General features: G+C 72.4%; 18 protein-coding genes. 13 read left to right on the top strand and 5 right to left on the bottom strand.

Going from position 1 to position 21,137, the window contains the following annotated elements:
* Nucleotides 1–5: 5 nt before the first annotated feature.
* From ACQP6G_RS17085 to ACQP6G_RS17075, 3 genes are read left to right on the top strand one after another with little or no spacing between them, the layout of a single operon-like run.
* Nucleotides 6–1,328, top strand: a complete 1,323-nt coding sequence (locus tag ACQP6G_RS17085; protein ID WP_429766035.1) for an ABC transporter substrate-binding protein — start codon at nucleotides 6–8, stop codon at nucleotides 1,326–1,328.
* A complete protein-coding gene (locus tag ACQP6G_RS17080; RefSeq protein WP_429766033.1) occupies nucleotides 1,325–2,233 on the top strand; it encodes a carbohydrate ABC transporter permease in 909 nt (302 codons plus the stop codon). Before ACQP6G_RS17085 ends, ACQP6G_RS17080 begins: the two co-directional genes overlap by 4 nt.
* Before the next feature lies 1 nt (nucleotide 2,234).
* Nucleotides 2,235–3,188 (top strand): carbohydrate ABC transporter permease, encoded by a 954-nt coding sequence (locus ACQP6G_RS17075; protein ID WP_429766031.1) that lies wholly within the window; start codon nucleotides 2,235–2,237, stop codon nucleotides 3,186–3,188.
* Nucleotides 3,189–3,207: 19 nt separating this feature from the next.
* Here the strand turns inward: ACQP6G_RS17075 and ACQP6G_RS17070 are convergent, their stop codons facing one another.
* Nucleotides 3,208–3,726 carry a putative immunity protein gene (locus tag ACQP6G_RS17070; RefSeq protein WP_429766030.1) on the bottom strand — a complete coding sequence of 173 codons (519 nt, stop codon included), beginning with the start codon at nucleotides 3,724–3,726 and terminating at the stop codon, nucleotides 3,208–3,210.
* Nucleotides 3,727–4,076: 350 nt separating this feature from the next.
* Between ACQP6G_RS17070 and purL the strand changes: the two genes are divergently transcribed.
* Both purL and gdhA read left to right on the top strand, forming a co-directional pair.
* Nucleotides 4,077–6,428, top strand: coding sequence for a phosphoribosylformylglycinamidine synthase subunit PurL (gene purL, locus ACQP6G_RS17065; RefSeq protein WP_429766028.1), 2,352 nt, complete (start codon nucleotides 4,077–4,079; stop codon nucleotides 6,426–6,428).
* Between the two features lie 191 nt (nucleotides 6,429–6,619).
* Nucleotides 6,620–7,957, top strand: a complete 1,338-nt coding sequence (gene gdhA / locus ACQP6G_RS17060) for an NADP-specific glutamate dehydrogenase (protein WP_429766027.1) — start codon at nucleotides 6,620–6,622, stop codon at nucleotides 7,955–7,957.
* A gap of 112 nt (nucleotides 7,958–8,069) precedes the next feature.
* Here the strand turns inward: gdhA and ACQP6G_RS17055 are convergent, their stop codons facing one another.
* A complete protein-coding gene (locus tag ACQP6G_RS17055) occupies nucleotides 8,070–8,555 on the bottom strand; it encodes a Dps family protein (protein WP_429766026.1) in 486 nt (161 codons plus the stop codon).
* Between the two features lie 101 nt (nucleotides 8,556–8,656).
* The gene (locus ACQP6G_RS17050) at nucleotides 8,657–9,592 is read right to left on the bottom strand and encodes a CE1 family esterase (protein WP_429766024.1); all 936 of its coding nucleotides are present in this window, start codon (nucleotides 9,590–9,592) and stop codon (nucleotides 8,657–8,659) included.
* Between the two features lie 66 nt (nucleotides 9,593–9,658).
* Between ACQP6G_RS17050 and ACQP6G_RS17045 the strand changes: the two genes are divergently transcribed.
* Nucleotides 9,659–10,057, top strand: coding sequence for a hypothetical protein (locus ACQP6G_RS17045; protein WP_429766023.1), 399 nt, complete (start codon nucleotides 9,659–9,661; stop codon nucleotides 10,055–10,057).
* 110 nt (nucleotides 10,058–10,167) lie between these two features.
* Here ACQP6G_RS17045 and ACQP6G_RS17040 read toward each other — a convergent pair whose 3' ends face one another.
* Nucleotides 10,168–12,399 (bottom strand): NADP-dependent isocitrate dehydrogenase, encoded by a 2,232-nt coding sequence (locus ACQP6G_RS17040; protein ID WP_429766021.1) that lies wholly within the window; start codon nucleotides 12,397–12,399, stop codon nucleotides 10,168–10,170.
* Between the two features lie 164 nt (nucleotides 12,400–12,563).
* Between ACQP6G_RS17040 and ACQP6G_RS17035 the strand changes: the two genes are divergently transcribed.
* On the top strand, nucleotides 12,564–14,069 hold the full coding sequence (locus ACQP6G_RS17035) for an RNB domain-containing ribonuclease (protein ID WP_429766019.1): 1,506 nt from the start codon (nucleotides 12,564–12,566) through the stop codon (nucleotides 14,067–14,069).
* Nucleotides 14,070–14,101: 32 nt separating this feature from the next.
* On the opposite strand, the gene ACQP6G_RS17030 is transcribed toward ACQP6G_RS17035, so the two are convergent.
* Nucleotides 14,102–14,539, bottom strand: a complete 438-nt coding sequence (locus ACQP6G_RS17030; RefSeq protein ID WP_429766017.1) for a YybH family protein — start codon at nucleotides 14,537–14,539, stop codon at nucleotides 14,102–14,104.
* 296 nt (nucleotides 14,540–14,835) lie between these two features.
* On the opposite strand from ACQP6G_RS17030, the gene ACQP6G_RS17025 reads away from it, so the two are divergent.
* The 6 genes from ACQP6G_RS17025 to ACQP6G_RS17000 all read left to right on the top strand — a co-directional run bounded on the left by ACQP6G_RS17025 (nucleotide 14,836) and on the right by ACQP6G_RS17000 (nucleotide 20,915).
* Complete coding sequence (locus ACQP6G_RS17025) at nucleotides 14,836–16,584, top strand: ABC transporter substrate-binding protein (protein ID WP_429766016.1); 1,749 nt, start codon at nucleotides 14,836–14,838, stop codon at nucleotides 16,582–16,584.
* A 130-nt stretch (nucleotides 16,585–16,714) separates the two neighbouring features.
* Nucleotides 16,715–17,707 (top strand): ABC transporter permease, encoded by a 993-nt coding sequence (locus ACQP6G_RS17020; protein ID WP_429766014.1) that lies wholly within the window; start codon nucleotides 16,715–16,717, stop codon nucleotides 17,705–17,707.
* Nucleotides 17,700–18,725, top strand: coding sequence for an ABC transporter permease (locus tag ACQP6G_RS17015; protein ID WP_429766013.1), 1,026 nt, complete (start codon nucleotides 17,700–17,702; stop codon nucleotides 18,723–18,725). The genes ACQP6G_RS17020 and ACQP6G_RS17015 overlap by 8 nt, the downstream gene beginning before the upstream one ends.
* The gene (locus tag ACQP6G_RS17010) at nucleotides 18,722–19,642 is read left to right on the top strand and encodes an ABC transporter ATP-binding protein (RefSeq protein ID WP_429766011.1); all 921 of its coding nucleotides are present in this window, start codon (nucleotides 18,722–18,724) and stop codon (nucleotides 19,640–19,642) included. Before ACQP6G_RS17015 ends, ACQP6G_RS17010 begins: the two co-directional genes overlap by 4 nt.
* A complete protein-coding gene (locus ACQP6G_RS17005) occupies nucleotides 19,639–20,466 on the top strand; it encodes an ATP-binding cassette domain-containing protein (protein ID WP_429766010.1) in 828 nt (275 codons plus the stop codon). Before ACQP6G_RS17010 ends, ACQP6G_RS17005 begins: the two co-directional genes overlap by 4 nt.
* Before the next feature lie 74 nt (nucleotides 20,467–20,540).
* Nucleotides 20,541–20,915 (top strand): sterol carrier family protein, encoded by a 375-nt coding sequence (locus ACQP6G_RS17000; RefSeq protein WP_429766008.1) that lies wholly within the window; start codon nucleotides 20,541–20,543, stop codon nucleotides 20,913–20,915.
* Nucleotides 20,916–21,137 lie beyond the last annotated feature (222 nt).

Raw genomic sequence — 21,137 nt, 5'->3', positions numbered from 1 at the left:
GAGCGATGGAGCTCACCAGACGGCAGCTGCTCGCGCTGCTCGGCGCGGGCGGCGCCGCCGCCGCCGGCGTGGGACTGGCCGGCTGCGCGACGCCGGCCACCGCCGTCGACGTCGGCGCCCCCGGGTTCGGGGACGGCGCGCGCGGCACGGTGGAGATGTGGTGCCGCTCGGACACGGTCAACGGCGTCCAGGCCGTGGTCGACGCGTTCCACACGGCGCAGGACCGCGTCCGGGTGCGGCTCACGCCGATCCAGAACGGTCAGTACGTCACCAAGGTCGCCACGGCGATCCGCGGCGGCCGGGTGCCCGACGTCATCGACATCGACGACATCTACTCGACGATGTTCGCCTTCCGCGACGTGTTCACCGACCTCACGCCGCTGGTGGAGGACCTGGCCCTCGGTGACGCCCTCAGTCCCGGCCACCTGGCCCTCGCCACCAAGGACGGCAAGCACTACGGGGTGCCCTTCCTCGGCGACTTCTCGGTCCTGTTCTGCAACACCGAGCTGTTCGACCGCGCCGGCCTGGACGTCGACGAGCACACCGCGTCGTTCGAGGGGATCCTCGAGGCCGCCCGCGCGATCGCGGGGCTCGGGGACGACACGTACGGCTGGTCGTTCCCCGGCAACGCGTCCGGTGCGCTGGGGTTCACCGTGCAGCCGCACGTATGGGCCACGGGCGCCGACCTCATCGCCGGCGACGTCGGCGACCAGCGGGGGAACGTCGCCGGCAACGACGCGCTGCGCCGCACGCTCGACCTCGAGCGCACGCTGTGGGAGGAGCAGCTGGTGCCGCCCGGCTGCTTCGCCGACGACGCGTCGCGCTGGTCGGCCGACTACGTCGCCGGGAAGCTCGGGATGTTCCCCGCCGGGTACGGCGTCGTCGCCCCCAACGCGTCGCCCGAGCTCCTGGAGCGCAGCCGCGTCGTGCTGCTGCCCGGGCCGGACGGCGGCCGCGCGTTCTTCGACGGCGGCGACAACCTGTGCATGCCCGCGGGCGGGAAGAACCCGGAGGGGGCGGCCGAGCTCATCCGCTTCGCCGTCGCCCTGGAGCAGCAGGCACGCATGCCCGACGGGTTCTACTCGCCGATCCGTTCCGACGTCGTGACGCCGGAGTTCGCCCGCGAGCACCCGCTCGTCACGCCCACGCTCGAGCAGCTCGACTCGGGGTACGCCCCCACCACGCTCGCCTACAACCTCATCTACAACCAGCAGGACGGGCCCTGGCTGCGCATGTTCCGCAGGGCCGTCTTCGACGGGGAGGTCGACGCCGCCATGGACGAGGCCCAGACCACGTACGACCGCATCCTGCGGCAGGCCCAGGCATGAGCGCCCCGGCCGTCGCCCGGCCCGCACGACGTCACGGCACCCTCACGCATCCCGCCCGCACGGGGGTGCTGCTCGTCACGCCGGCGGTGGCGTTCGTCGTCGTCTTCGTGCTGGTGCCGCTCGTCTCCGCCGTGGGGATCTCGTTCACGAACCTCCCGCTCATCGGGACGTGGCGGTTCGTCGGCCTGGAGAACTACGCGTCCGTGCTCACGGATCCCACGTTCTCGCGGGCCGTCGGCTACACGCTGCTCTACACCGCGATCGTCACGCTGCCGATCCTCGTGCTCGGCTACACGCTGGCGGTGGTCGTGCGGTCCAACCGCCGCGGCGCCACGGTGCTGCGCACGATCTTCTTCGTCCCGTACGTCATCGGCCTCACGACGCTCAGCTTCCTCATGCTGCTCGAGGCGCAGCCGAACAGCGGCATGGTGAACGTGGTGCTCAAGGCCCTCGGGATCACCGACGGCTCGACGGCGTGGCTCGTCGACGGGCCGCTCGCCACCGGGCTGCTGTGCGTCATGGTGATCTGGGCGGTGTCCGGGCTCACCATGGTGCTGCTCATGTCGGGGATGCAGGGCATCCCGCGCGAGGTCTACGAGTCGGCCGAGCTCGACGGCGCCTCGTGGTGGGTGCGCGAACGATCGATCACGATCCCCATGCTGCGGCGCACCATCGCGATGACCGTCGTGCTGTCGGTCATCGGGTCGCTGCTCGCGTTCACGCAGTTCTACATCCTGACCCAGGGCGGCCCCGGCTCCGACACCACCACCGTGGTGATGGCGATCTACCGCCGGGCGTTCGTGCAGCTGCAGCTGGGCGCGGCGACGGCGATGTCGCTCGTGCTGGTCGTCATCACCGGACTGGTCACCGCGGCGCAGTTCTGGCTGCTGCGGGAGAGGAGCTGACATGGCGGTCACGACGAGCGCACCGGGCACGACCGGGCTGGGCGCACCGGGCGGGAGCTCTCGCGGCACGAGCCCGGGCCGCGGGTCCTCGCCCGGGGCGGCGGGGCCGGCGTCGGGCCCCGAGCGCGACACGCGCGTGCGCCGCACGCTGTACGCCGTGGGCGGCATCCTCGCCGCCCTCGTCTTCCTCGTGCCCCTGGCGCTGGCGCTGGTGCGGTCCGGGCAGCCCGGCGACGTCGTCGTGGCCGCCCCGGACGGGCGCTTCCTCGACCTGTCGTGGGTCAACTTCCGGCTGATCCTCGACCAGCCGGAGATCTGGCGCGGCATCGTGAACTCGGTCGTCGTGTCCGTGGCGACGGCCGTGCTCACCGCGGTCCTCGCGACCCTCGCCGGGTACGGGTTCGCCAAGTTCGGCTTCCGCGGCCGGGGCCTGCTGTTCGGGCTGGTGCTGGTGACCCTCATGGTGCCGTTCCAGGCGATCCTCACCCCGCTGTACCTGCAGATGAACGCCATGCGGCTCACGGACAGCCTGTTCGGCCTCGTGCTCTTCTACACGACCGTGAACCTGCCGTTCTGCGTGTTCGTCATGCGCAACGCGTTCGAGTCGGTGCCCGGCGAGATCGAGGACTCCGCGCACGTGGACGGCGCGGGGACCGTGCGCATGATCGTGTCGGTGCTCCGGCCGCTCGTGCTGCCCGGTGCCGCGACCGCAGCCCTGTACGCGTTCCTCGCCTCGTGGACGGAGTTCCTCGGTGCGCTGACGTTCCTCACCGACTCGTCGCTCTACACGCTGCCCGTGTCGCTGGTGAACCTGCAGCAGGGGGCGTACGGGCAGGTGAACTTCGGGCTCCTGGCCGCCGGGTCCGTGGTCGCGATGATCCCGTGCGTCGTGCTGTACGTGGCCCTGCAGCGGTACTACGTGGCAGGGCTCGCGTCGGGGTCGGTGAAGGGCTGACGGTGCGCGCCCGACCGGGCTAGTCGTCGAAGACGTCCCAGCAGATCGCGGAGCGCGCCCGCTGGTCGTCGAGGACCAGGGCGAGCAGCTCGGCGGGCACCCGTTCCCGTTGCCAGTCCCGCTCGGCGAGCCGGGCGGCCTCGGCCCGGCCGGCGGGGGCCGCGGCGCTCGCGGCGCGGATCGCGTAGGCGGCGGCGCCCAGGTCGTGCGCGGCGACGTGGGCCACGGCGACCGCCTGGCCGGCCGCGAGCGCCGCGAACCGGGCGGGGTCGGGACGGCCCTTGCCGGCGGCGTTCGCGACGAACGCGGTGCGGTGCGCCTCGCGCATCGGCACCTCGCCCCGGATCCACCCGCGGGCGACCTCGAGCGCCTGCCGGGGGCGGTCGTCGTCCGGCGCCTCGCGCTCGAAGAAGGGCAGCACGTGGTCGGCGCAGGCCACCGCCCACCCGGCCAGCATCCGGTGGTGGTCGTCGGTGAGGGTCCCGCCCCGGCGGACGGTGATCAGCCGGGGGTCGCGATCGGTCGGCAGGATCGGCACGGCACCATCCTGCCCGCATCCGCGCCTGGCCGGGAGGTCACGACCTGCGCGTCAGCGCGACGACGCCGACGACGGCCACCCCGACGCCCCGTCCCGGCAGGCCGGCGGCCGTCAGCGAGCGCTCCTGCGGCCAGGAACAGCACCGCCTGCACGACGAGCCGCCACGGCTGGCGCGGTCGTGCGCGCACCCTGGCGGCGTCGTCGGGAGAAGCGGCGCGCGCCGGTAGACTGGCGGCGCGCCGCAAGGCGCCCCCGCACGGACCGACGCCGGATGCCGGCACCCCGCGGTGCGGTGATCACCCGGTCCGAGCCCTGAGCTCTGCAGTACTCGCGCGACCCGAGGGAAGTTGATGACCGCCGCTGCCGACCGTGCCGAAGCCGTGTCCGCCCCCCGCCCCCAGCTGGACACCGTCGAGACCGCCGCGTCCACGCCGGACGAGGTCCAGCCGTACGCCGAGCTCGGCCTCAAGCCGGACGAGTACCAGCGCATCCGCGACCTGCTCGGGCGCCGCCCGACGGCCGCCGAGCTGGCCATGTACTCGGTGATGTGGTCCGAGCACTGCTCGTACAAGTCGTCCAAGGTGCACCTGAAGAAGTTCGGCGACCGGGTCACCGAGGAGATGAAGGAGCACCTGCTCGTCGGCATCGGCGAGAACGCGGGCGTCGTCGACGTCGGCGACGGCTGGGCGGTCACCTTCAAGGTCGAGTCGCACAACCACCCGTCGTTCGTGGAGCCGTACCAGGGCGCCGCGACCGGCGTCGGCGGCATCGTCCGCGACATCATCTCGATGGGCGCGCGCCCCGTGGCCGTGATGGACCAGCTGCGGTTCGGCGCCGTCGACCACCCGGACACCGCACGCGTGGTGCACGGGGTCGTGAGCGGCGTCGGCGGCTACGGGAACTCGCTCGGCCTGCCCAACATCGGCGGCGAGCTCGTCTTCGACGGTTCCTACCAGGGCAACCCGCTCGTCAACGCGCTGTGCCTCGGGGTGCTCCGACACGAGGACATCCACCTCGCGAACGCTTCCGGGGTGGGCAACAAGGTGGTCCTGTTCGGCGCCCGCACGGGCGGCGACGGCATCGGCGGTGCCTCGATCCTCGCGTCCGAGACGTTCGAGGACGGCGTGCCGGCCAAGCGGCCGAGCGTCCAGGTGGGCGACCCCTTCATGGAGAAGGTGCTCATCGAGTGCTGCCTCGAGCTCTACGCCGCGCAGGTCGTGGAGGGCATCCAGGACCTCGGCGCCGCGGGCATCTCCTGCGCCACGAGCGAGTTGGCGTCCAACGGCGACGGCGGCATGCACGTCTGGCTCGACGACGTGCTGCTGCGCGACCCCACGCTCAACGCCGGCGAGATCCTCATGTCGGAGTCGCAGGAGCGCATGATGGCGGTGGTCACGCCCGAGAAGCTCGAGCAGTTCCTCGCGATCACCGGCAAGTGGGACGTCGAGACCGCCGTCATCGGTGAGGTCAACGACTCCGGCCGACTCACCATCGACCACCACGGCCAGCGCATCGTCGACGTCGACCCGAAGACGGTCGCGCACGAGGGCCCCGTCTACGAGCGCCCCTACGCCCGCCCGGCGTGGCAGGACGGCCTGCAGGCCGACACCACGGTCGCCGCGGGCCTGGCCCGCCCGACGTCGGCCGACGACCTGCGCGCCACCGCGCTGCGCCTGCTGGCGTCGCCGAACCTCGCGTCCAAGGCCTGGGTGACGAACCAGTACGACCGCTTCGTCCAGGGCAACACCGCGCTCGCGCAGCCCGACGACGGCGGCGTGGTCCGCGTCGACGAGGCCACCGGCCGCGGCGTCGCCCTCGCCACCGACGCCAACGGCCGCTACGGCAAGCTCGACCCGCGCACGGGCGCCCAGCTCGCGCTCGCGGAAGCGTACCGGAACGTCGCGACGGCCGGCGCGAAGCCGCTCGCCGTGACGGACTGCCTCAACTTCGGCTCGCCCGAGCACCCGGACTCGATGTGGCAGCTCGTCGAGGCGATCGAAGGCCTCGCGGACGCGTGCCAGGAGCTCGGCGTCCCGGTCACGGGCGGCAACGTCTCGCTCTACAACGGCACCGGCGAGCCCGGGCAGATCGACTCCTCGATCCACCCGACGCCCGTCGTCGGCGTCCTCGGCGTCATCGACGACGTGCGCACCGCGGTGCCGTCGGGCTGGCGCGCCGAGGGCCTGTCGATCCTGCTGCTGGGCCGCACGGCCGACGAGCTCGACGGCTCCGCGTGGGCCGACGTCGAGCACGGGCACCTGGGCGGCCTGCCGCCGCGCGTGGACCTGGCGGCCGAGCGCGCGCTCGCCTCGGCGCTGGTCGAGGCGCGCGAGCAGGGCCTGGTCGCCGCCGCGCACGACCTGTCCGAGGGCGGCCTCGCCCAGGGGCTGCTGGAGGCGTCGCTGCGCTACGGAGTCGGCGCCGACGTCGCGCTCGACGGCGTCACCGGCCGCGACGGCGTGACGCCGTTCGCCGCCCTGTTCAGCGAGTCCACCGCGCGCGCCCTGGTGGCCGTGGACCCGGAGCACGAGTCCGAGCTCGTCGCGGTGGCCGAGGCCGCCGGTGTGCCGGTGCTGCGTCTCGGCCGCACCGGCGGCGAGGAGCTGGCCGTGGCCGGCGGCTTCGACGGCGAGACCTTCACGGTGCCGCTCGCCGAGGCCCGCGAGGCGCACGAGGGCACCCTGCCGCGCATCTTCGGCTGACAGGAGGGGCGCAGGACAGCACCGGTCCCGCGCCCCACCGTGCCGCACCGGGTGACGCACGGCGCACGCCGGTGACCGTCTCGACGCGTGAGATCACGTCTCGCGGACACATACCCTGCAAGGGACGTGCGTGTGCCGTGCCGCCCTCCGGGCCTTGCGGGCGCGCTCCCCACCAACCGGGAGGAGCCCCGATGGAAGACCGTCTGCAGCCTGTGTTCGCCGAGGTGCTGCGCCGCAATCCGGGCGAGGTGGAGTTCCACCAGGCCGTGCGCGAGGTCTTCGAGTCGCTGGGCCCGGTGCTGCGCAAGAACCCGCAGTACGTCGAGGCCGCAGTGCTCGAGCGCATCTGCGAGCCCGAGCGGCAGATCATCTTCCGCGTGCCGTGGGTCGACGACACGGGCCGCGTGCGGATCAACCGCGGCTTCCGCGTCGAGTACAACTCGGCCCTCGGCCCGTACAAGGGCGGCCTGCGCTTCCACCCCTCGGTGTACCTGGGGATCGTGAAGTTCCTCGGCTTCGAGCAGATCTTCAAGAACGCCCTCACGGGGCTGCCGATCGGCGGCGGCAAGGGCGGCTCCGACTTCGACCCCCGCGGCCGGTCCGACGGCGAGGTCATGCGGTTCTGCCAGTCGTTCATGACCGAGCTGTACCGCCACATCGGCGAGTACACGGACGTGCCCGCCGGCGACATCGGCGTGGGCGCCCGCGAGGTCGGCTACCTGTTCGGCCAGTACAAGCGGATCACCAACCGCTACGAGTCCGGCGTGCTCACCGGCAAGGGCCTCACCTGGGGCGGCTCGCTCGTGCGCAAGGAGGCCACGGGTTACGGCGCCGTCCTCTTCGCGCAGAGCATGCTCGGCACCCAGGGCGAGAGCTTCGACGGCCGTCGCGTCTCCGTGTCCGGCTCGGGCAACGTCGCGATCTACGCGGCGGAGAAGGCGCAGCAGCTCGGCGGCCGCGTGATCACGTTCTCGGACTCGTCGGGCTACGTCGTCGACGAGGCCGGCATCGACCTCGACCTGCTCAAGGAGGTCAAGGAGGTCCGGCGCGGACGCGTGGCCGACTACGTCGACCTGCGTCCCGGCGCCCGACTGGTGTCCGACGGCAGCATCTGGGACGTCCCCACCGACGTCGCGCTGCCCTGCGCCACCCAGAACGAGCTCTCCGAGGCCGACGCCAAGCAGCTCGTCGCGAACGGCGTGCGCGCCGTCGCGGAGGGCGCCAACATGCCGACCACCCCGGAGGCGGTCGCCCTCCTGCGCGAGGCCGGCGTGCTGTTCGGCCCGGGCAAGGCCGCGAACGCGGGCGGCGTCGCGACGTCGGCGCTGGAGATGCAGCAGAACGCGTCGCGCGACTCGTGGAGCTTCGACCACACCGAGTCCCGCCTCGCCGAGATCATGACCGGCATCCACGACAGCTGCCTCGCCACGGCGGAGGAGTACGAGGCACCCGGTGACTACGTCGTCGGCGCCAACGTCGCCGGCTTCACCAAGGTCGCCGACGCGATGATCGCCTTCGGCGTCATCTGACGGCCGCAGCACGCACGACGACGGCGCGGCCCCCCGCTGGGGGACCGCGCCGTCGTCGTCAGCAGGCGACCGGACCTCGGCTCCTGAGGTAGGGCCGAGCCTGCGCCCCGGCTCAGACCTCGGTGTTCTCCGACGAGATCATCCAGGCCTGCTTCTCGAGGTCGGTGATGATCTCGTGCAGCAGGTCGGCGCTGGTCGGGTCCTCGGCGTCGACGTCGTCGTGCACCTCGCGCGCGACCTCGACGGTCTGCGCGACGCGCTCGACGATCGCGTCGACCGTGTCCTCCACCGACACCAGGCCGGCGGGGTAGGGCGACAGGTCGGTCGTGGTGGCGACGGTCTCGGTGCGGCCGTCGGGCACGGCCTGGAGCGCGCGGAGGCGCTCGGCGACGGTGTCGCTGTGCTCGCGGGCGACGTCGACGAGCTCGTCGAGCTGGAGGTGCAGGTCGCGGAAGCCGCGGCCGGTGACGTTCCAGTGGGCCTGCTTGCCCTGGACGTGCAGGTCGACCAGCGCGACGAGCACGCGCTGCAGGTGAGCGCGGAGCTTGTCGGAGGCCTCGGCGCGGGGAGTGTTGCGCTTCATCGTGGGAGTGGTCATGGGTGAACCTTCCTTCCGGTGACGATCGCTCTCTTGAACCATTCCAGGTTAAGGAGCCTTCCCGGGCGCCGCCAGCAAGGGCAGGCGAGCCTTGGTCGTCGTCAGCGCGCGCCCGTGACGAGGTCGAGCAGCGCCGTCGCGAACGCCGGGGCGAGCGAGGGGGAGTGGTCCGCGCCCGCGATCGACCACAGCTCGACCTCGGCGCCGCCCGTACACCCGCCCCACGTCGTCACCCTGGTCTCGGCGCCGGGCACCGCGCTGTCGAGGTCGCGCCGGTCGGGAGCGGTGACGGGGGCCGCCGCGCAGCCGTCGTGACGCGCCCAGGCGGCGGCCGACTCCGCCGCCGCCGGGTAGGCGTGCCCGTCGCGGACCCCGCCGCCCGCGCGGATCACGGGGTCGTCCGCGCCGTGCGCCTGCACCACGGTCACCGGGCGCGACGGGCGGCAGGCGCCGTCGTCCGCCGGCATCGCGCCCGCGAGCGACACCACGACGGACACGAGGTCGGCGTGGTCGCACGCCGTGCGATAGGCCATGAAGCCGCCGTTGGAGTACCCGACCACCGCGACCCGCGCGGGGTCCACGGCGTAGGTGGCCGCGAGCGTGCGGATCACCTGTGCCAGGTACGCGGAGTCGTCGACGCCCGCGCGGTCGGCGCCGCAGCAGGCGTCGGTCGCGTTCCAGAACCGGCGCCCGTCGGGCCCTTCGGTGCCCTCGGGGAGGGCGTAGAGCACGCCGCGAGCGAGGGCCTGGTCCCGCAGCCCGAGCATGGCGTCCGCGCGCGCCGCGTCGGACCCGAAGCCGTGCAGGACGACGAGGAGCGGGGCGGGGAGGTCGGGCTGGTACGCGGGCGGCACGTGGAGCTGGACGGGCCGGCCGCCGACGTCGACGACGCCCGTCGTGCCCGCCGGCATCGCCTCGGCGGCCGCGAGCACCAGGGGCTGCTCGTCGGCCTGCGGAGGCGCGGCGGAGCCGCAGGCCGTGAGCAGCAGGGTGACCAGCGCGACGAGGGTCGCCAGGATCGGGCGGTGCGCCGGCATGCCGTCGATTGTCGCGTGCGAGCAGCGCCCGGCATAGGCTGAAAACGGTGCGGAGGTGGTGCTCCGATGACGTGGCAGCTGGCGCTCCTGACGGCGGCGTTCGCGCTGGTCGCGACGGTCGCCGCCCGGTCGTGGGCGCGTTCCGACGCGCACCGCGACGCCGTCACCCGCCGAGCGCTCCGTCGTCGTGCCCCCGCCGCCGACCCGCTGCTGACGCTGACCGTCCAGGTGCGCCTGGGGGAGCTGGCCCGCGAGCTGCGCGCCATCGACGACGACCCGCAGGTCTTCGCCCGCGCCCACCACGCGCGCGCCGCGCAGGGCGCCTACGACGCCCTGCTGCGCGAGGCGTGCCGCCTCGCCGGGCTGAGCGTCGTCGACCTGCCCATGCGCGCCGGCGAGCGTGCCGAGTCCGCCGAACGGCTGCGCGAGGAGCTGGAGCTCAGCTCCCGCGGCTGGTCCTGGTAGCTGCCGAGAGAGAAGGCGAACCCGCGAGATAGAGAAGCCCGGACGGGCCGCAGCCGGTGCGGCCCCTCCGGGCTTCTCTATCTCGCGGGTTCGCCTTCTCTATCTCGGCGTCAGAGGGCCTCGAGCGCCGTGTTGAAGGTGGCGGACGGGCGCATCACCGCGGCGGCCTTGGCGGCGTCGGGGCGGTAGTAGCCGCCGATGTCGGCGGGCGAGCCCTGGACGCCGACGAGCTCGTCGACGATCGTCCGCTCCTGCTCGGCGAGGGACGCCGCGAGCGGGCCGAACGCGGCGGCCAGCTCGGCGTCGTCCGACTGCGCGGCGAGCTCCTGCGCCCAGTACAGGGCGAGGTAGAAGTGCGAGCCGCGGTTGTCGATGCCGCCGACGCGGCGCGTCGGCGACTTGTCCTGGTCGAGGAACGTGCCCGTGGCGCGGTCGAGCGTGTCCGCGAGCACCTGGGCGCGCGCGTTGCCGGTGACGGTCGCCAGGTGCTCGAACGACGCGGCCAGCGCGAAGAACTCGCCCAGCGAGTCCCAGCGCAGGTAGTTCTCCGCGAGGAGCTGCTGCACGTGCTTCGGGGCGGAGCCGCCGGCGCCGGTCTCGAAGAGGCCGCCACCGTTCATCAGCGGCACGACCGACAGCATCTTGGCCGACGTCCCCAGCTCGAGGATCGGGAACAGGTCCGTGTTGTAGTCGCGCAGCACGTTGCCCGTCACCGAGATGGTGTCGAGGCCCTGGCGGATGCGCGCGAGGGAGAACGCCGTCGCCTCGGCCGGCGCCATCACGTGGATGTCGAGGCCGTCGGTGTCGTGGTCGCCCAGGTACTCCTCGACCTTGGCGATGAGCTGTGCGTCGTGGCCGCGCTGCGCGTCGAGCCAGAACACGGCGGGGGAGCCGGTGGCGCGGGCGCGGTTGACGGCGAGCTTGACCCAGTCGCGGATCGCGACGTCCTTGGTGGTGCAGGCGCGCCAGATGTCGCCGGCCTGGACGTCGTGGCTCAGCAGCACGTCGCCGGCCGCGTCGACGACCTCGACGGTGCCGTCGGCGGGGATCTCGAACGTCTTGTCGTGCGAGCCGTACTCCTCGGCCTTCTTGGCCATGAGGCCCACGTTGGGCACGGAGCCCATGGTGGCCGGGTCGAGGGCGCCGTTCGCGCGGCAGTCGTCGATGACGGTCTGGTAGACGCCGGCGTACGACGAGTCGGGGATGACGGCGAGCGTGTCGTGCTCCTTGCCGTCGGGGCCCCACATGTGACCGCCGCCGCGGATCATCGCGGGCATGGAGGCGTCGATGATGACGTCGGACGGCACGTGCAGGTTGGTGATGCCGCGGTCCGAGTCGACCATCGCGAGGGCCGGGCCGTCGGCGAGGCCCTGCTCGACGGCGGCGCGGATCTCGGCGCCGTGGGGCAGCGTGTCGACCGTGGACAGCAGGTAGCCGAGGCCGTCGTTGGGGGAGATGCCCGCGGCCTTGAGCTCGTCGCCGTACTTCTCGAACAGGGCGGGGAAGAACGCCTGCACCACGTGGCCGAAGATGATCGGGTCGGAGACCTTCATCATCGTGGCCTTGAGGTGCGCGGAGAACAGCACGCCCTCGGCCTTGGCGCGGGCGACCTGCTCGGCGAGGAAGGTGTTCAGCGCCGCGACGGACATGAAGGTCGCGTCGACGACCTCGCCGGCCTCGACCTTCAGGCCGTCCTTGAGGACGGTGGTGCCGGCCGGGGTGACCAGGCGGATCGTCAGGGTGTCGTCGGCGGGGACCACGACGGACTTCTCGTTGGAGAAGAAGTCGTTCTCGCCCATCGTCGCGACGTTCGTCCTCGAGTCGGCCGACCAGGCGCCCATGCGGTGCGGGTGCGCCTTCGCGTAGTTCTTCACCGAGGCGGGGGCGCGGCGGTCCGAGTTGCCCTCGCGCAGCACCGGGTTCACGGCCGAGCCCTTGACCTTGTCGTACCGGGCGCGCACGTCCTTCTCGGCGTCGGTCTGCGGGTCCTCGGGGTAGCTCGGGACGTCGTAGCCCTGGGCCTGCAGCTCGGCGACGGCGGCCTTGAGCTGCGGCACGGACGCCGAGATGTTCGGCAGCTTGATGATGTTGGCGCCGGGGGTGGTGGCCAGCGCGCCCAGCTCGGCGAGCGCGTCGCCGATGCGCTGGTCGTCGGTGAGCCGCTCCGGGAACTGGGCGAGGATGCGGCCCGCGAGGGAGATGTCGCGCGTCTCGAGCGTGACCCCGGCCTGGGCGGCGTACGCCTCGACGATCGGGAGGAACGAGTACGTCGCGAGCAGCGGCGCCTCGTCGGTGTGCGTGTAGATGATCGTGGCGGCCTCGGGCCGGGACTCGGTGGTCATGCGGCGATGCTCCCTAGGCAGGGCAGTGGTGGACGAGAGATTGTTTGACATCAAGATATCTGGCCGCGGCGGAGCCTGTCGAAACCCCGGGCGACCGCCGTGCCGTGCCTCACGGTCGGGTCCCTCGCCGCGCGGCCCCCGGCGTGCGCCGTTACGGTCGAGCGGTGCCGACGCGTCAGCTCCATCTCGCCCAGGCGGGCCCGGCCGAGGTCGCCGACGCCCTCGCCGCGCTCCGCGCCGAGGTCGGCCTGCCCGCGATGTTCCCCGCCCAGGTGCGGGACGAGGCGGAGAAGTCCGCCGCGGACGGCGGGTCGGCCCTCGGGGGCACGGGAAGGCAGGGACGTCAGGACCGCCGCGACGTCGAGCTCGTGACCATCGACCCGCCCGGCTCGATGGACCTCGACCAGGCGGTGCACGTCGCGTCGTCGGGCCGCGGGTACATCGTCCGGTACGCCATCGCGGACGTCGCCGCGTTCGTCCGGCCGGGCGGCCCGCTCGACGCCGAGACCCACCGTCGCGGCACGACCGTCTACGGCCCGGACGTGCGCACCCCGCTGCACCCGCCCGTCCTCTCCGAGGGCGCCGCGAGCCTGCTGCCCGACGAGGACCGTCCGGCCGTCCTGTGGACGATCGGGCTCGACGCGGACGGCGAGATCACGAGCAGCTCCGTGACCCGCGCGACCGTGCGGTCGCGCGCCCGCCTCACCTACGGCGAGGTCCAGGGCCAGCTCGACGCGGGGACGGCGTCGGACTCCCTGTCCCTGCTCGCAGACGTGGGCCGCCTGCGGCAGGAGCGCGAGCGGGACCGCGGCGGGGTGTCGCTGGAGGTCCCCGAGCAGGAGATCGCGTCCGGGCCCGACGGGTCGTTCACGCTCGAGCTGCGGCGCACCCTTCCCGTCGAGGGCTGGAACGCGCAGATCTCGCTGCTCACCGGCATTGCCGCGGCGGCCATGATGCGCGAGGCGGGCGTCGGCCTGCTGCGCACGCTGCCCCCGGCGGACGACCGCGACGTCGTGCGCCTGCGCCGGACCGCCGCGGCCCTCGGCATCGACTGGCCCGAGGAGGTCTCGTACGCGCAGCTCGTCCCGACGCTCGAGTCCCGTCGTCCCACCCACGCGGCCTTCCTCGCCGAGGCGACGTCGCTCTTCCGGGGCGCGGGCTACCTGGCGTTCGGCGTGCCGGGGCCCGACGGCGGGCCGCCGGTCGCGCTGCCCGCGGACGCCCGGCACGCGGCGATCGCGGCCGAGTACGCCCACGTGACGGCGCCGCTGCGGCGGCTCGCCGACCGCTACGCCACGGAGGTGTGCCTCGCCCACGCCGCCGGCAAGGAGCCGCCCGCCTGGGTGACCGAGGCGCTCCCCAGCCTGCCCGAGACGATGGCGGCTGCCTCCCGCACGGCGGGCGCGTTCGAGCGCGGCTGCGTGGACGTCGTCGAGGCGGCGCTGCTCGCCGGCCGCGAGGGGCAGGCCTTCGACGGCGTCGTCGTCGACGTGCGCGGCGACGACGAGGACGGCACGGCGGACAACCCGCAGCGCGGCGAGGTCATGCTCGAGGCGCCGGCCGTGCGGGCGCGCATCGAGGGCGCCGGGCTGCCGCTGGGCGAGCGCGTCCGCGCGACGTTGGCCGAGGCGTCGGTGCCCGACCGGCGGGTGCTCTTCACGCTGGGCTGACGACGCGGCCGTGCCGGCCCGGCTCTCCCGGGTCAGGGCTCGAGGTCGACGGCCGCGGCTCCGATGCGCACGTCCACGGGGACGGACACCTGGTCGTGCGCGACCAGCCAGCGCTCACCGTCGCGACGCAGGCCGAACGTGCCGCGGACCCACGTCCCGGGCACGGGCGTGCCGTCGGCGAGGGTGCCGCTGAGCCGGCCGAAGGCGTGCCCGAAGGCGACGTGCTCGTCGACGGTCAGGGCGAGGTCGCGCAGCTCGTAGTCGACGGTCGCGAAGGCGTCGAACACCTGCACCCAGTTCCGCAGCTTGGCGTCGATCCCGACGTGCTGCAGCGGGGGCTCGACGTCGAACGAGACGACGTCGCGTGCGTAGATCTCGCGCACCGCGTCGAGGTCCTTGGCGCGCAGGGCGCCGACGAGCGACCCCAGCAGCTGCCGGATCGCGTGCTCGTGGTCGTGGGTCGCGGACATGGTCGCTCCTCGGGGTCGGGGGCAGGGGGCAGGGGTCTCGGTCGAGGCGAGGATCGGCCTCACCCCGACCGACGACGGTGGCTGCGGGGACGTGACGGTCCGCGCCCTGCCGTGGCCGGCTCCGTCCACGCGGAGCCCGGCTCCCCGGGCAGGAGCCCCAGGTGACGTTTTGATAACACTCCTGCCTTATAACGATTCAAGGTCTAGCGCCGGCCCTGTGACTATTCGTTAAGGTTCCTTCCCTAAGCGTGAGCGATCGCGGCGTGAGGGTGCGCTGCCGACTGGAAGGACCAACGATGATCCGAGGGAAGATCCGCGGACGGTGGCTCGCAGCCGCCGCCGCCCTGACCAGCGTGACCCTCTTGGCCGCCGGGTGCTCCGGTTCCGCCGAGGGCAACGACGGCGGCGACGGCACCAGCGCCCCCGCGGCCGAGGGCCAGGCCACCGACCAGGAGCTCGTGATCTGGGCGGGCTCGCAGACCCCGATCACCCCCAACTTCAACCCCTACGCGGTGGGCGTGCTGCACCTCGCCAACGGCGGCATCTACGAGTCGCTGTTCGCGTACAACAAGCTCCAGGACGTGGACCCCACGCCGATGCTCGCCGAGTCGTTCGAGTGGAACGAGGACGGCACCGAGCTCACGGTGACGCTCCGTAGCGGGGTGCAGTGGAACGACGGCCAGCCGTTCACCGCGGACGACGTCGTGTACTCGTTCACGAACGACACCGCCAAGCCCGTCTACCTCAAGGACGCGGTCGCGCAGGACGAGTCCACCGTGGTGTTCTCCTTCGACGAGCCGGCGTTCGCGAACGAGTTCGCGATCCTCGGCAGCACGTACATCGTGCCGAAGCACGTGTTCTCCGAGCACGAGAAGGACTCCGGCGAGGACGCCGAGGGCAACGCCCTCACCGGGCTCGTGGCGTGGGACAACGCGGAGTCCCCGGTCGGCACAGGCCCGTACATGCTCGACACGGCGTCCAACGCCGCGTACACCGCGAAGGCCAACCCCGACTACTGGGGCGGGGCGCCGAAGGTCGCCTCCCTGCGCTACGTCGGCATCGACGCCAACCAGTCCGCGGAGGACCTGCTCACGACCGGGCAGATCGACTGGACCACGATGTTCGTGCCGGATCCCGAGCGGATCACCTCGACCGGCGGTTTCGGGTACGTCAACACGCCCGTCGACCCCGTCGTGCTGTACACGTGCTCCAACACCGACCTGGGCTGCAAGGGCGCCCAGACGGACGTCGCCGTCCGCCAGGCGCTCGACGCCGCCATCGACCGCTCCGCGATCACCGAGAAGGCGTTCGTCGGGCTCGCCAAGCCGATCTCGCCGACGTTCGCGCTGCTCGGCCGCGACGACAAGTGGATCGCGGACGGCATGCCGAAGGAGTCGCCGCAGAGCGCCGACGCCGCGGCCGCGGGGAAGATCCTCGAGGAGGCCGGCTACACCAAGGACGCCGACGGCTTCTACGGCAAGGACGGCACGCCGATCGACCTGACGCTGACCTCCGTCGACGGGTGGTCGGACTTCAACAACGCCGCCAAGCTCATCGAGGAGCAGGCCAAGGCCGCGGGCCTCAAGGTCACCGCGTCCACGATCTCCTGGAACGAGTTCGCCGACGCGCGCGTCTCCGGCGAGTTCGAGCTGATCATGGGCGGCGTCGTCGGCACCTCGCTGGCCGACCCGTTCCAGATCTACCGCGAGTGGTTCACCGGCGACTACACCCAGAAGGTCGGCACCGCGCTCGAGCCGGGCGAGTGGAACATCTCCCGCTACGACGACGACGAGGTGAACGCCGCCGTCGAGGCCGCGTCCCAGACGAACGACGAGGCCGCCAAGAAGGAGGCCTACGCCACCGTCCAGGAGAACATCGTCGAGGACCTGCCGTACATCCCGATCGTCGTGAACGGCACGCAGACGTTCTTCAACACGACGAAGTTCGCCGGCTGGCCCACGGAGGACGACATGTACATGTTCCCGCCGTCGTGGCAGGGCCCGTCCTCGGGCGTCATCCTCGGCAAGCTCGGCGGCGCCCAGTAACGCGCTCCCGGCCCGGTGACCGGCGGGCTCCCCAGCCCGCCGGTCACCCGCACGACCCGCACCACGACGCAGTGACGCACCGAGCGAGGAGGAGCCGCATGCCCGCGACACCGAAGGGCGGCCCGACCCCATGAAGTTCTACGCCAGGCGGATCGCCTTCTATGCGGTGACCCTGTGGGCCGCGATCTCGCTGAACTTCTTCATCCCGCGCATGCTGCCGGGCGACCCGTTCTCGATCCTCATGGCGAAGCTGCAGCGCGCCGGAGGCATCCCGGCGGGCACCGAGAACAGCATCCGGCTCCTCCTCGGTGCGGCCGAGGACCAGTCCCTGTGGGAGCAGTACGTCACGTACTGGAAGAACGTCCTCACGGGGAACCTGGGCGTCTCGGTGACGAACTTCCCGACGCCGGTGACCGAGCTCATCGGCGACGCGATCCCGTGGACCCTCGGCCTCGTCGGCACGGCGACGATCATCTCGTTCGTCCTCGGGATCGGGCTGGGCGCGCTCGCCGGCTGGAAGCGCGGCACCTGGGTGGACAGCCTCGTGCCGAGCACCACCATGCTGCAGTCGCTGCCCTACTTCTGGGTGGCCCTCGTGCTCATCTTCGTGTTCGCCGTGAGCCTCCAGTGGTTCCCCATCATCGGCGCGTACGACGTCTTCCACTTCAACGGACCGGAGTGGAGCTGGGCCTTCGTCGGCTCGGTGCTCTACCACGCGTTCCTCCCGGCCGTCACGATCGTCATCTCGTCGGTCGGCGGCTGGCTGCTCGGGATGCGCAACATGATGGTCTCCACGCTGTCGGAGGACTACGTCACGACCGCCGAGGCCAAGGGCCTGCGCCCGCGCCGCGTGTTCACCACCTACGCGATGCGCAACGCCGCGCTGCCGTCCCTCGCCGGGTTCGGCGTGTCCCTCGGGTTCGTCGTGGCCGGCTCCCTCGTCATGGAGCAGGTCTTCACGTACCCGGGCGTGGGCAAGCTCATGATCACGGCGGTACGCAACAACGACTACGCGCTGATGCAGGGCGTCTTCCTCGTCATCACGCTCGCGGTCCTGGCAGCACTGTTCCTCATGGACCTCATCTACGGCTTCCTGGACCCGAGGACGCGCCACAATGACTGACACCGACACCACCGCACCCGCCACCACGCCGGACACCGAGCCGGCCACGCCTCCTACGCCGCCGGGCAAGAAGTCCGGCGTGCGACAGATGCTGCCCTCCATGTCGGGCAAGCTCCTCGCCGGGCTCATCCTCATCGGCGGGATCGTGCTGTTCGCGATCGTGGGCCCCTTCGTCACGCAGGATCCCCGCAGCTCCGCCAACGACCCGCTGCTGCCGCCGCAGCCCGGCCACTGGCTCGGCACGACCAGCCTCGGCTACGACGTGCTCGCCCAGCTCGCCGAGGGCGCCCGCGGCTCGCTGGTCGTCGGCGTGACCGCGGGCCTCGTCGCGATCGTCCTCGCGCTGTTCTTCGGCGTCGTCGCCGGGTACCTGCGCGGCTGGACCGACGAGTTCCTCTCGCTGGTCACCGGCATCATGCTCGTCATCCCCGGCCTGCCGCTGATGATCGTCGTCGCCAGCTACCTGCAGGTGCGCAGCCTGTGGGTCGTCGCGCTCATCCTGGGCGTCACCGCCTTCGCGGGGCCCGCCGTCGTGCTGCGGTCCCAGGCCCGGTCGCTGCGGGTGCGCGACTACGTCTCCGCGGCCCGCGTCGCCGGGGAGAGGACGCCGCGCATCATCGGCGTCGAGGTGCTGCCCAACCTGCTGCCGCTGCTGGCGTCCCAGTTCCTCTTCGCGATCGTGCTCGCCATCCTCGGCGAGGCCGGCCTGTCCTACCTGGGCCTGGGGCCCAACGGGTCGATCACCTGGGGCACGATGCTCAACGAGGCGCAGGGCGGCGGCGCGCTGACCCGCGGCGCCTGGTGGTGGTTCGTCCCCCCGGGGCTGATGATCGCCCTGTTCGGCACCGGGCTCTCCCTCGTCAACTTCGCCATCGACGAGATCGTCAACCCGAAGCTGCGGCTCGCGCCCGCCGCCGCCAAGAGCGTCCGCGAGGCGCGCAAGGCGGGCAAGGACAAGCTCGGCCGCCGAGCCGCGGCCGAGACCGTCGCCGCCGACAAGGAGAGGGTCGACGCATGACCGCCACCACCACCGGCCCGCTGTCGTCGCCGACGCACGACGACCACGTGGCCCGCCTCGAGCCGGTCCTCACCGCCCGGAACGTGTCCATCGAGTACCAGGTGGACCCGCCCGTCCGCGCCGTGGACGACGTCTCCCTCACGCTGCACCGCGGCGAGATCCTCGGGCTCGCCGGCGAGTCGGGGTGCGGCAAGACGACGCTCGCCTACGGACTCAACCGGCTCCTCAAGCCCCCGGCCATCCTCCGCTCCGGCGACGTGACGTTCCACGACGCGAACGGCACCGACATCGACGTCGTCAGCCTCACCGGTGACGCGCTGCGTGCCTTCCGCTGGGACAAGGTGTCCATGGTCTTCCAGGGGGCGATGAACTCGCTCAACCCGGTGATCAGCGTGCGCAAGCAGCTCGGCGACGTCCTCACCACCCACAGGCCGCAGATGGGCACGAAGGAGCGCGCCGCGCGTTCCGCCGAGCTCCTCGAGCTCGTGGGGGTCGACCCGACGCGCCTCGACAGCTTCGCCCACGAGCTGTCCGGCGGCATGCGCCAGCGCGTCATGATCGCCATGGCCATGGCGCTCAACCCGCAGGTCATGATCATGGACGAGCCGACCACCGCGCTCGACGTCGTCGTCCAGCGCGGCATCCTGCGCGAGATCATGCGGCTGCGCGAGCGGTTCAACTTCGCCGTCGTGTTCATCACCCACGACCTGCCGCTCCTGCTCGAGATCAGCGACCGGATCGCCGTCATGCGCGCCGGCCGGATCGTCGAGCTCGACACCTCGGAGTCCATCTACGCGCGGGCCCAGCACCCGTACACGCGGCAGCTCCTGGACTCCTTCCCGAGCCTCACGGGCGACCGTGGCTCGTTCGTCCGCACCGGCGTCACCCGCGACGCCGCCGAGGAGGAGGCGTCATGAGCAGCCTCGAGGTCCGCAACCTCGTCAAGGAGTTCAAGGTCCGCAGCGGGCTGCGCAGCGGCACCCTGCGTGCCGTGAACGACGTGTCGTTCACGCTCGAGCCCGGCAAGACCCTCGCTCTCGTCGGCGAGTCCGGGTCCGGCAAGTCGACCGTGGCCAAGATGATCTCCCAGCTGGAGACCCCGACGAGCGGCGAGATCCTGCTCGACGGCAGGCCCATCGGGCGCCGCGGCCGCGCGCTGTCGAACTACCGCCACCAGGTGCAGATGGTCTTCCAGGACCCGTTCGCGTCGCTCAACCCGTACCACACGGTGGCGCACCACCTGGAGCGTCCGTTGAAGCTCCACGGTGTCGCGAGCGGCGACGCCCTCGGGCCCGCGGTCCACGACCTGCTGGAGCGCGTCAACCTCACACCGGCCGAGCTCTACGCGGTCAAGCGGCCGCACGAGATGTCCGGCGGTCAGCGGCAGCGGGTCGCCATCGCCCGGGCCCTCGCACCCGGCGCGAGGTTCCTCGTCGCCGACGAGCCCGTCTCGATGCTCGACGTCTCCATCCGGCTCGGGGTGCTCAACCTGCTCGCAAGGCTGCAGCGCGAGGAGAACCTCGGCGTCCTGTACATCACCCACGACCTCGCCACGGCGCGGCACTTCAGCGACGAGATCATCGTGATGTTCCGGGGGGACATCGTGGAGCGTGGGCCGTCCGACGAGGTCATCCTCGACCCGCAGCACGAGTACACGAAGACGCTGCTCGCCGCCGCCCCCGAGCCGTCACGGCACGGGCGGCTGCGGGAGGAGGTCCGGGCGGAGCTGGCTGCTTCCTAGCCGCTGTTCCGCGTCGGTGCGGTCGCGCGGAGCGACGCCGTCGGACGGTGGGTGGAGAGGCTTAAGGTGCTGGCGTGCCTGCGCGACGACGGACCGAACCTGCTGCCGGACGGGCGGCCGTGGCCGCGTGGCTGGGCGGCGACACCTCGCGGCCCGTCATGACGACGGCGGTGCGGTTCACGCTGGAGGAGCTGGCCGACGTCGCGCCCGGGAACTCGGTGGAGGTGCGGGTGCCGCCCGCCGGGGCCGTGCAGGCCGTGGCGGGGCCGCGGCACACGCGCGGGACGCCGCCGAACGTGGTGGAGACCGACGTCGAGACCTGGCTCGCGCTCGCCACCGGCCGGCTCTCGTGGGCCGACGCCGTCGCGTCCGGGCGGGTGAGCGCGTCGGGGGAGCGGGCCGACCTGTCCGCGCTCCTGCCGCTGCAGGCAGCACGCCCGCGCCCCTGACGAGCTCCGCCGAGGTAGCACGCATCCCCGCGAGGTAGTACCGATCCCCGCGAGGTAGTACGTGAGGCGCCGAGGTAGTACCTGATCCGGCGGGCGCGCGGGTGTCGGCCGGTTCCGCTACGTTCGGCGCACCGGGCAGGCACGCATCCCGACGGCCGGACGACGACGTCCGGTGACGTGGGGTTCAACAACGGTTCACGCGGGTCTGCTGAGGTGACGTCA

Source organism: Isoptericola nanjingensis (genome assembly GCF_050311635.1).
Lineage (GTDB): Bacteria > Actinomycetota > Actinomycetes > Actinomycetales > Cellulomonadaceae > Isoptericola > Isoptericola nanjingensis.
The sequence above is the reverse complement of the archived record's forward strand: the minus strand, read 5'-3'. Positions and strand labels throughout refer to the sequence as shown.